Below are 9,221 nucleotides of genomic sequence, written 5' to 3' on the forward strand. Positions count from 1 at the left end.
TCTATGCGAGGATGGGGTCATGACGGCAGGACTTCGTGAACTGAAGAAGCAACAGACCCGCCAGGCGATCTCCGACACCGCGACGCGGCTGTTCCTGGAGCGCGGCTTCGAGGCGGTGACCATCGCCGAGATCGCGGCGGCCGCCCAGGTGGCGAAGATGACCGTCACCAACTACTTCCCGCGCAAGGAAGACCTGGCCCTCGACTACCACGAGCCCTTCACCGCCGCCCTGGCCCACACCGTCGCGGGCCGGCGGGAAGGCGAGTCCGCGCTGGCCGCCCTGCGCCGCGAGTACCTGGCCGCGGTCGAGCGGCACGATCCCGCGATCGGCTTCACCGGGTCGGAGTTCGCCCGGATGATCGCCGACAGCCCCGCCCTGACCGCCCGGCTGCGCGAACTGCACGACCAGCGCGAGGACGCCCTTGCCGACGTACTCGCCGACGCGTTCGTTGCCGACAGCACGGCCGGCCCGGCGGACGAGCCGGCGGCGGAGCGGACGGACCAGCCGGCGGTGGAGCGGACAGACGAGCCGGCGGCGGAGCGGACGGACGAGCCGGCGGCCGACCCGGCGGCCGACCCCGGCGACCTCACCCCCCGGGCCGTGGCCGCCCTGCTCACGGCCGTCCACCGCACGCTCTTCCAGCAGGTCCTGGATCTGACACGGGCGGGCCGGGCCAACGAGGAGATCGCCACCGCCGTCACCCGCTCGGCCCATCAGGTCTTCGGCCTGCTGGAGGCGTCCCTGGGCGACTACGCGGTGCGGTGAACGCGATCCGGTGGCCCGGTCGTTCAGACCGGGCCCACGGTCAGCGTCCGTCCCCGGGCGTCGCCCTCCACCGCGTCCACGTACGCGTGGGCGACCTCCGCCACCGGGCTACCGGGCGACGGGTCCATGCCCAGGGCGACGAGGGTCTCGCGGACCCAGCCGGGGCTGACCGCGTTCAGGCGCAGACCGCGCGGCATTTCCGCGGCGGCCGCGTACACGAACGCCTCCAGGGCCGCGTTGACCAAGTAGCCGAGCGAACTGCCGGGGACGGGCTCGGTGAACCGTCCGCTGGTGAGGGTCACTGATCCGCCGTCCCGTACGTGGGTGAGCGCCCGCCGTACGAGGTTCACCTGCCCGATCAGCTTCCCGTCGAGCCCGCTCCAGAACGTTTCGTCCGACGGGCTGTCCAGCGGGGTCAGGCCGCCGCTCGCGGCGCAGCACACCACCGCGTCCAGGTCGTCCCCGAGGTCCGCGAACAGGGCGTCGATCGACGCGGTGTCGGCCGTGTCCACCCGCACCGGGCCACGGCGCGACGCCCGCACCACGTCGTGGCGCTCCGCCAGCGCGTCGGCCACCGCACCGCCGATGGTCCCCGTCGCGCCGATCACAAGAATCTTCACTGGCTGTCCGTCCGTTTCACTGATCCTGTGCCGCTTCACCGCTTCACCGGTCCTGTGCCGCTCAGCCTGCGACGGGCGGCGGACCGTACCCAGCCCCCTGCCGGAGGTGTACGCGCGGTGGCTACACCTGACAGGTGCAGGCTCAGCGGGCGCGCGTCGGTGAGACTGGGGGCGTGGAGACACGTGAGGAGTTGGGAGAGTTCCTGCGGTCGCGGCGGGCGCGGCTGAGGCCCCAGGACGCGGGGCTTCCCTCGTACGGGGGACGGCGGCGCGTGCCCGGGCTGCGGCGCGAGGAATTGGCGCAGCTCGCCGGGGTGAGCGCCGGCTACTACACCCGGCTCGAACAGGGGCAGAGCCCCAACGCGTCGGACGCCGTGCTGGACGCCGTCGCACGCGTGCTGCGGCTGGACGAGGCGGAGCGGGCCCATCTCTACTCGCTGGCCCGGCCCAAGCCGCCGGTCCGCCGCCGGGCCGCCAGGCCGGAGCGGGTGCGGCCGGGGGTGCGGGTCATGATCGAGTCGTTCGGGGATGTGCCAGCGCTGGTCATGGGGCGCTTCTGCGATGTCCTCGCGTGGAACCGGATGGCCCACGCCCTGCTGGCCGGACACCTCGACTTCGACGCGCCGAACCGCCCGGCCGGGCGCCCCAGCATCGCCCGCCTGATGTTCCTCGATCCCCACACCCGGGAGCTGTACGCCGACTGGCCCCGCAAGGCCCGGTCCACTGTCGCCGACCTCAGGCTGCTCACCGGGCGATACCCGGGCGACCCCACGCTGACCGGCCTGATCGGCGAACTAATCATCGGCAGCGAGGAGTTCGCGAGGCTGTGGGCCGCGCACGCGGTGGGTGACTGCGGCACCGCCGCCCGCACCTACCGCCATCCGCTGGTGGGCACCATGACGCTGATGTGCGAGTTGCTGACGCTCCCGGCGGACGAGGGGCAGCGGGTGGCCGTGATGAACGCCGAGCCGGGCTCACCGTCCGAGGAGGCCCTGCGGCTCCTCGCCGACCTGACCGCCCCGGCCACCACCACGGCCACGGCCACCACCACGGCCACGGCCACCGCCCCGGCCACCACTACGGCCACGACCACGACCCCCGCCACCACTACGGCCACGGCCACCGCCGCCGCCCCGGCCACCACCACCTCCACCTCCACCTCCTCGCCACCGAGCTGGGCCCGGCGCTGGGCCGGCGGCCGGCCGCCTGAGCCTTTGAGTCCGCCTGAGGCTGCGTAAGGCCGTCCGAGTGGGAGGCGGCCGGTCAGGCGCGGCGGGCCTGGGTGTCGGGGAAGAGGGTCCAGCCGTCGGTCTCCTGGCCCGTGGCCGAGTCGGGGTCCCAGCCGTGGGCGAGGGCCGCGTCGAGGAAGGCGCGGACCACGCCCGGCTGGTGGAGGTTGAGCCAGCCGCGCTCGTGGTCGCCGACCGTGCTGGAGGGACTGCGGGGGTCCGGGTCCTGGCGGAAGACGATCCCGAGGCGGCCCCGGGCGCCTTCCTTCCTCAGAGACAGGATCTCCCGGCAGTCCGCGGTGGTCCCCCGGTCCGCGTCGCGGTCGTGGGCGTGCCGCACCGACCACAGGTAGGTGTCGGTGCCGACGACGAGTCGCCGGGTGTTCCGCGAGCGGGTCATGCGGCACACGCTACGCCGCTTTCTCGGGCGGAGCTCTCGGGTGGGGCTCACGGGCGGAGCTCTCAGTCGGGGGTCACGGACGAGGCTCACGGGGAGGGCAGCTCTCAGGCGGAGTGGCGGTGCACCTGGAACGCCGCGAAGCTCTGGGCGACCGGCATCAGTTCGATGGTGTTGACGTTGACGTGCGCCGGCTGCGAGGTCGCCCAGTGCACCGACTCGGCTATGTCGTCGGCGCTCAGGGGTCGCATGCCGGCGTAGACGGCGTCGGCCTTCTCCCGGTCACCCTGGAACCGCACGGTGGAAAACTCGGTCCCCCCGCACATCCCCGGCTCCACGCAGGTGACGCGCACCCCGGTGCCGTGCAGGTCGCTGCGCAGGTTGAGGCTGAACTGGTGGACGAATGCCTTGGTGGCGCCGTAGACGTTGCCGCCCGGGTAGGGGTAGCTCCCGGCGACCGAGCCGAGGTTGACCACGTGGCCCCGGCCGCGGGCGACCATGCCCGGAAGGGCCGCTCGGGTGCAGTGGAGCAGCCCTTTGCAGTTGGTGTCGAGCATCTGCTCCCAGTCGTCGGGGTCGGCCTCGTGGGCCGGTCCGAGGCCCTTGGCGAGGCCGGCGTTGTTGACCAGGACGTCGATGCCCGCGAAGTCCTTTGGCAGGGCGCGGACCGCGCGCCGGACCGCTTCCTGGTCGCGTACGTCGAGGGTGAGGGGGAGGACGTGGGCGCCCAGGTCCACCGCGAGGGTGGCGAGCCGGTCGGCCCGGCGGGCCGAGGCGATGACACGGGCGCCGTCCGCCGCGAAGCGCCGTACGATCGCGGCGCCAAAGCCGCTGCTGGCGCCCGTGACCCATACCGTGGCCGGTCGTGGGGCCGGTCCCGTGGTTCCTGTGGCCGGTCGTGTGGCCGGTCCCGTGGTTCCTGTGGCCGGTCGTGGGGCCGGTCCCGTGGTTCCTGTGGCCGGTCGTGGGGCCGGTGGTGTCCCCAGTGGTGTCCCCGGTCGTGTGGCCGGTGGTGTGGTCATCCCGGTCACCGCCCGGCCGCGGCGGGGGTGGCCAGGGAGTCGAGGAAGCGGCCGAGGGCCGCGTTGAACTCGGCCGGACGCTCCAGGTTCGGCATGTGCGCCGCCTCATCGATGATCGCCAGGGTGGCGTCGGGGACGCGGTCGTGGATGAGGCGGGCGTCCTCGACTGGGGTGAACTCGTCGTCGCTGCCGACCACCACCAGCGTCGGCACCGCGATCTCCCGGAGCATGTCGGTGTAGTCCGGCCGCTCGGCCCGGCCGCGCAGCGCGGCCGCCGCGCCCTCCGGGGAGGTGCCGGACATCATGGCCAGGACGTGCTCGGCGACGGCGGGCAGCGCCTGGATGTTGTGCGGGGCCACCATCTTGGGCAGCACCTCCTCGGCGTAGCCCGCCATCCCCTCCCGCAGCAGGCGCTCCGCCATCTCGTAACGCCAGGTCCTGCCCTCCTCGGTTTCCGCAGCGGCGAAGGTGTCGGCGAGCAGCAAACCGCGGATGCGGCCCGGGAAGAGCCGGTGGAACTCCATGACGATCTGCCCGCCCATGGACAGGCCGCCGAGGATGAAGCGGTCGACGCCGAGGTGGTCGAGGAGTCCGGCGATGTCGCGGGCGAACGCCTCCAGCTTCGTCTTGCCGGGGACGACCGTGCTCTCCCCGTAGCCCCGGAGGTCGGGGGTGATCACCCGCCAGCCGGCCCGGCTGAAGTGCTCGACCTGCGGACGCCACATCGTCCGGTCGAACGGGTGCCCGTGGACCAGGACCAGTGGATCACCGCTGCCTTCGTCCCCGTACCCGAGGGTGATCCCTTCGGAAGACCACGTGCTCATGTGCTCGGCCTTTCTCGACGCGCCGTCATACGTGCTGGTCACGCGGCGGCGACTTGACGTCTCGAGGCTATGGGGCTGCAATCCCTCAGTGCAATAAAAACAATGCTCTCGGTGCAATATAGGGAACGGATGTGAAGTGACTCGATGGGGAGCTCGGTGGAGAGTACGGGCGGGACGGGACGCGGGACGGAACGCAGGACGGGACGCGGGGTGGAACGCGGGGTGGAACGCGGGACGGGACGCGGGACGGAACGCAGGACGGGACGCGGGGTGGAACGCGGGACGGGGCGCGGGGTGGAGAACGAGCGGGAGCACGGCCGGGCGATGGATGACTACCGCGTGATCGCCGACGGCCTGGCGGCCGACATCGCCGCCGGCCGCATCCGCCCGGGAGAGCAGCTTCCGCCGCAGCGCCGCTTCGCGCGCCGGCGCGGCATCGCCACCTCCACCGCCGCGCGGGTCTACCAGGAGCTGATCCGGCGCGGCCTGGCGGTCGGCGAAGTGGGCCGGGGCACCTTCGTACGCGCCGCTCCGCCCGCCGCCGAGCCCGCGCTGGCCGAACCCGGCGACGCCCGGGTCGACCTGGAGCTGAACTTCGCCGTCCTGCCCGAGCAGCCGGCCCTCCTCGCACAGGGTCTGGAGCGCCTGCTGCGCCCCGACCAACTCGGCGCATCACTGCGGCCGATGACGGCGGCCGGCACTCCGACCGCCCGCCGGGCCGCCGCGTCGCTGCTGGCCCGCAGCGGGTGGGAGCCGGATCCGCGCCACCTGCTCTTCGCCGGAAGCGGCAGACAGGCGATCGCTGCCGCCATCGCCGCCCTCGTACCACCGGGGGAGCGCCTCGGCGTCGAGACGCTCACGTACCCGCTGGTCAAAGGGATCGCGACACGTCTCGGCGTCACGCTGGTCCCGCTGGCGATGGACGACGACGGGCTGCTCCCGGCCGCCCTCACCGCCGCGCCCCCGCTGCGGGCCGTCTATCTGCAGCCGACGCTCCACAACCCGCTGGGCATCACCCTCCCCGACGCACGGCGCGCCGAACTCGCGGCGCTGCTGGACCAGAGGGACATGTACGCGATCGAGGACGGCATCTACGGCTTCCTGCGCCCCGACCAGCCGCCCCTGGCCGCCCTCGCGCCCGGGCGCGCCATGGTGATCGACAGCCTGTCGAAGCGGCTGGCCCCGGGCCTCACGCTGGGTTTCCTGGCCACGCCCGCTGAGCTCACGGCCAAGGTCGCCACCGCTCTCCGCTCGGGGGCATGGCTGGCCTCCCGCTTCGCCCTCGAGGCGGCGACGCAGTGGATGTCCGACGGCACCGCCGACGAGATCGAGCGGGCCAAGCGCCAGGACGCGGCCGTTCGGCAGCGGATCACGGCCGAACGGCTGGCGGGGTTCCGGGTGCGCGCGGACCCGGCCGCCTACCACTGCTGGTGGGAGCTGCCGGAACCCTGGCGGGCCGAGACCTTCGTCGCCGCCGCCGCGCGCAGGGGCATCTCCGTCACACCGGCCGGCGCGTTCGCCATCGGCCCGGGCCACGCGCCCAACGCCGTACGGCTCGCCCTCTCCGCCCCGCCCACCGACGCCCTGGCCCACGCCCTGGACGTGCTCGCGGAGTTGGCGCGCGGCACGCCGGAGGACGCGGGGTGGGACTGACGGCGGACCCGGCGCACACCGCTCACCGCGCGCCGTGCCGTTCGCCACGTGACCCCGGTCGGACTTGCATATGAGCCGGGCGGGCGTGTTGAGATGGGCTGATGCGATCGCCCACACGCATGTTCTCCCCCCTGTTCGGCCACTCCCCCCACAGCGCCCGCGACCCGGAACGAGAGGTGGACCAGAAGTCGGAGCAAGACCCGGAGCGAGAGGTCCCTCAGGATGCGGAGTCCGGGTCTGAGCAGGAGCCGGAGCAGACGCCTGAGCAGGGGTCGGAGCCGGAGCGGCACTCGGAGCCGGAACAGGTGTCGAAGCAGGACCCGGACCGGGAGGGGGAGCCGGAGCGGCACTCGGAGCCAGAACAGGACTCAAAGCAGGACCCGGCCCCGGAACGGGAACCGGCCCCAGAACGGGAACCGGCCCCGGAACGGGAACCGGCCCCAGAGCGGGAATCGCAGCAGGAGCCGGAGCAGCAGCCAGAGCAGGAGTCGGGCCGGCAGCCGGAACCGGAGCGGGCCGGGCGGCGCGGCGGGCGGGGTCGGCTCGGCCGCGTACCGCTCACCACGAAGCTGGTCGCCGGCCTTCTGGCGGGCGCCACCCTGCTGGTGGTCGCGGACCGCTGCGCCGCGATGTACGCCGAGAAGCGGGCGGAGCAGACGCTGCGGGACAAGCTCGGGCTGGCAGCGACCCCCGACGTGCACATCCACGGGTTCCCGTTCCTCACCCAACTGCTGGGCAAGCGGCTGGACGGGGTGGACGTGACCGTCCCCGACGCGCCGGCCGGCCGGGTGACGCTCGCCGAGGTACGGGCCGAGGCCACGGACATCCGCCTGGACGGCGATCTGCCACTGCCGGTCGACGGGGCCAGGGCGGCCCGGGTGAACGGGGACGTCCTGCTGGCCTTCGACGATCTGGACCGCGAACTGGGCACCCCCGCCCAGGTGAAGTTCCGGGCCCTGGACCGCCAATCGGTGCGCGCGGACGGCGAGCTGCCGGTGGCCGGACGGGTGGTGCGCATACACGCCGTGGCGCACATCCGGCGGGACGGCGACCGCGGGGTCTCCACCAGCGTCAGCGGCATGCGGCTCGACGTCCCCGGCATCGCCACGTATCGGCCCGGGCGGCCCGCCCGGCTGCGGCTGCACCCCCAGGCCGCCGAGAAGATCAGCCACGACAAGAGCAAGGCGCGGGCGCTGCTCGCGGTGCCTTCGGTGGCGCGGCAGCTCGGCGTCGCGCCGGAGGACACCGGGCCGGCGATGCGGGACGACAAGCGGCTGGGCCGGATCACCGGGCGGCCGGGCTTCAAGGAGAAGCTGATGCGGGCCAACCTCGTGGACCTGGTCGCGGACCGCCCCGAGACGCTGGAGAGGGTCGGTGTGGACCCGGTGCTGGCCCGGGCCCTGGTGCGGCTGCGCGCCCAGGACCTGTCGGAGCGGGTCGCGTTCTCCTTCCAACTGCCGAAGCAGGTCAAGGGCCTGCGGCTGCGGAACATCACCGTCGAGCGCGACGGAATCCGGGCCGATCTGACCGGCTCCGGGCTGGCCGTGGGCACCGCCCGCAGCGCGGACGACTGAGACCGTACGGATACTCCATCGAATTCGGCCCCTCTTGCCGAATTCCTCGCCGATTTCTTTCGGAGAAGGCAAGCCAAGCAATAGAGAGGGGCCGGCGGCACGCGCCACCGGCCCCTTTGACGTGCCGGTACGCGCCTGGACGCAGCCGGGGTGCCCGCGGTTCCCAGAGCCGCCTGAGAATTCGTTCATCCGAGCCTGGGCAAACACACAGGCTCCTCCGATCCCACTCACGGAAAGCGCCCCTAATGTCTTCCATGTCAAGCCGAATGGCGAGACACCGAAAGGGAAAAGCCGAAAGGAAATTCCATGAGCATCCGCAAGGTCGTTCCGGTCAAGCCCGCCCGCAAGCCCGAGGAGCGGAAGAACCAGCACCCGAAGCCGGCGCCGAAGAAGCACAAGAAGCACGCCCGCCGTCGCCCGATCGGTGGCTGACCCACACCACGGAGGCGGGCCCGCGGCACTGTGCCGCGGGCCCGCCTCGGCCATGTCCGGACCTGCCTCGGCCATGTCCGGACCTGCCTCGGTCAGGTCCGGGCCCGCCTCGGTCAGGTCCGGGCCCGGCACGGGCGGCCCGGCGGCCGGCCGACGCCAGGAGCGGAGAACTCAATGACCTCGACAGTGCCCCCAGTACCCACGCCCCCCACCGCCCCCGCGACCTCCGCAGCCCCCACCGCGCCCGGCCCCGACGAACGGCCGACGATGCGGCTGCGGATGGTGGGAGCCGGGCCCGGCGCCGGTCGCGGCCGCCACCGGCGCCCCGGGCGACCCCGCCCGTACGGCCGCCACCAGCCACCGGACTCCCAACCCCACCCAGGCGCCCAGCACCACCTGAACGACCAACCCCGCCCGGACACCCAGCACCACCTGAACGACCAACCCCACCCAGACGCCCAGCGCCGCCCGGACACCCAGCACCGCCCGGACACCCAGCACCGCCTAAGCACCCGCCCCCACCCGGACGCCCAACCCCGCCTGAACAACCAACCCCACCCAGGCGCCCAGCACCACCCGAACGCCCAGCACCGCCTAAGCACCCGCCCCCACCCGGACGCCCAACCCCGCCTGAACAACCAACCCCACCCAGGCGCCCAGCACCACCCGAACGCCCAGCACCGCCTAAGCACCCGCCCCCACCC

General features: G+C 73.3%; 9 protein-coding genes. 5 read left to right on the forward strand and 4 right to left on the reverse strand.

Annotated elements, in window-relative coordinates; all coding sequences use genetic code 11:
- Positions 1 to 19: 19 nt before the first annotated feature.
- Positions 20 to 766: a TetR family transcriptional regulator gene (locus ABFY07_RS37610; protein WP_346178787.1), complete on the forward strand. Its 747-nt coding sequence runs from the start codon at positions 20 to 22 to the stop codon at positions 764 to 766.
- Positions 767 to 789: 23 nt separating this feature from the next.
- Here the strand turns inward: ABFY07_RS37610 and ABFY07_RS37615 are convergent, their stop codons facing one another.
- Positions 790 to 1,386 (reverse strand): short chain dehydrogenase, encoded by a 597-nt coding sequence (locus ABFY07_RS37615; RefSeq protein WP_346178788.1) that lies wholly within the window; start codon positions 1,384 to 1,386, stop codon positions 790 to 792.
- A gap of 173 nt (positions 1,387 to 1,559) precedes the next feature.
- On the opposite strand from ABFY07_RS37615, the gene ABFY07_RS37620 reads away from it, so the two are divergent.
- Positions 1,560 to 2,624 (forward strand): helix-turn-helix transcriptional regulator, encoded by a 1,065-nt coding sequence (locus ABFY07_RS37620; RefSeq protein WP_346178789.1) that lies wholly within the window; start codon positions 1,560 to 1,562, stop codon positions 2,622 to 2,624.
- A gap of 25 nt (positions 2,625 to 2,649) precedes the next feature.
- On the opposite strand, the gene ABFY07_RS37625 is transcribed toward ABFY07_RS37620, so the two are convergent.
- The 3 genes from ABFY07_RS37625 to ABFY07_RS37635 form a co-directional block, all read right to left on the reverse strand.
- Positions 2,650 to 3,015: a hypothetical protein gene (locus ABFY07_RS37625; RefSeq protein WP_346178790.1), complete on the reverse strand. Its 366-nt coding sequence runs from the start codon at positions 3,013 to 3,015 to the stop codon at positions 2,650 to 2,652.
- A gap of 104 nt (positions 3,016 to 3,119) precedes the next feature.
- Entirely contained in the window at positions 3,120 to 4,034 is a 915-nt protein-coding gene (locus ABFY07_RS37630) for an SDR family oxidoreductase (RefSeq protein WP_346178791.1), read from the reverse strand.
- 5 nt (positions 4,035 to 4,039) lie between these two features.
- A complete protein-coding gene (locus ABFY07_RS37635; protein WP_346178792.1) occupies positions 4,040 to 4,858 on the reverse strand; it encodes an alpha/beta fold hydrolase in 819 nt (272 codons plus the stop codon).
- A gap of 324 nt (positions 4,859 to 5,182) precedes the next feature.
- On the opposite strand from ABFY07_RS37635, the gene ABFY07_RS37640 reads away from it, so the two are divergent.
- From ABFY07_RS37640 to ABFY07_RS37650, 3 genes are all read left to right on the forward strand, one after another.
- Positions 5,183 to 6,511, forward strand: coding sequence for an aminotransferase-like domain-containing protein (locus ABFY07_RS37640; protein ID WP_346178795.1), 1,329 nt, complete (start codon positions 5,183 to 5,185; stop codon positions 6,509 to 6,511).
- 101 nt (positions 6,512 to 6,612) lie between these two features.
- The gene (locus tag ABFY07_RS37645; RefSeq protein ID WP_346178793.1) at positions 6,613 to 8,085 is read left to right on the forward strand and encodes an LmeA family phospholipid-binding protein; all 1,473 of its coding nucleotides are present in this window, start codon (positions 6,613 to 6,615) and stop codon (positions 8,083 to 8,085) included.
- Between the two features lie 306 nt (positions 8,086 to 8,391).
- Entirely contained in the window at positions 8,392 to 8,517 is a 126-nt protein-coding gene (locus tag ABFY07_RS37650) for a hypothetical protein (protein ID WP_346178794.1), read from the forward strand.
- Positions 8,518 to 9,221 lie beyond the last annotated feature (704 nt).

The sequence above is a fragment of the Streptomyces sparsogenes subsp. cuspidosporus genome, assembly GCF_039532705.1.
In the GTDB taxonomy this organism is placed as follows: Bacteria; Actinomycetota; Actinomycetes; order Streptomycetales; family Streptomycetaceae; genus Streptomyces; species Streptomyces sparsogenes.

What these genes read in the sequence shown, in the direction of transcription:
- ABFY07_RS37610 (WP_346178787.1), top strand. Translation starts at nt 20, where the DNA reads ATGACGGCAGGACTTCGTGAACTGAAGAAGCAACAGACCCGCCAGGCG.
- ABFY07_RS37625 (WP_346178790.1), bottom strand. Translation starts at nt 3,015, where the DNA reads ATGACCCGCTCGCGGAACACCCGGCGACTCGTCGTCGGCACCGACACC.
- ABFY07_RS37630 (WP_346178791.1), bottom strand. Translation starts at nt 4,034, where the DNA reads ATGACCACACCACCGGCCACACGACCGGGGACACCACTGGGGACACCA.
- ABFY07_RS37635 (WP_346178792.1), bottom strand. Translation starts at nt 4,858, where the DNA reads ATGAGCACGTGGTCTTCCGAAGGGATCACCCTCGGGTACGGGGACGAA.
- ABFY07_RS37640 (WP_346178795.1), top strand. Translation starts at nt 5,183, where the DNA reads ATGGATGACTACCGCGTGATCGCCGACGGCCTGGCGGCCGACATCGCC.
- ABFY07_RS37645 (WP_346178793.1), top strand. Translation starts at nt 6,613, where the DNA reads ATGCGATCGCCCACACGCATGTTCTCCCCCCTGTTCGGCCACTCCCCC.
- ABFY07_RS37650 (WP_346178794.1), top strand. Translation starts at nt 8,392, where the DNA reads ATGAGCATCCGCAAGGTCGTTCCGGTCAAGCCCGCCCGCAAGCCCGAG.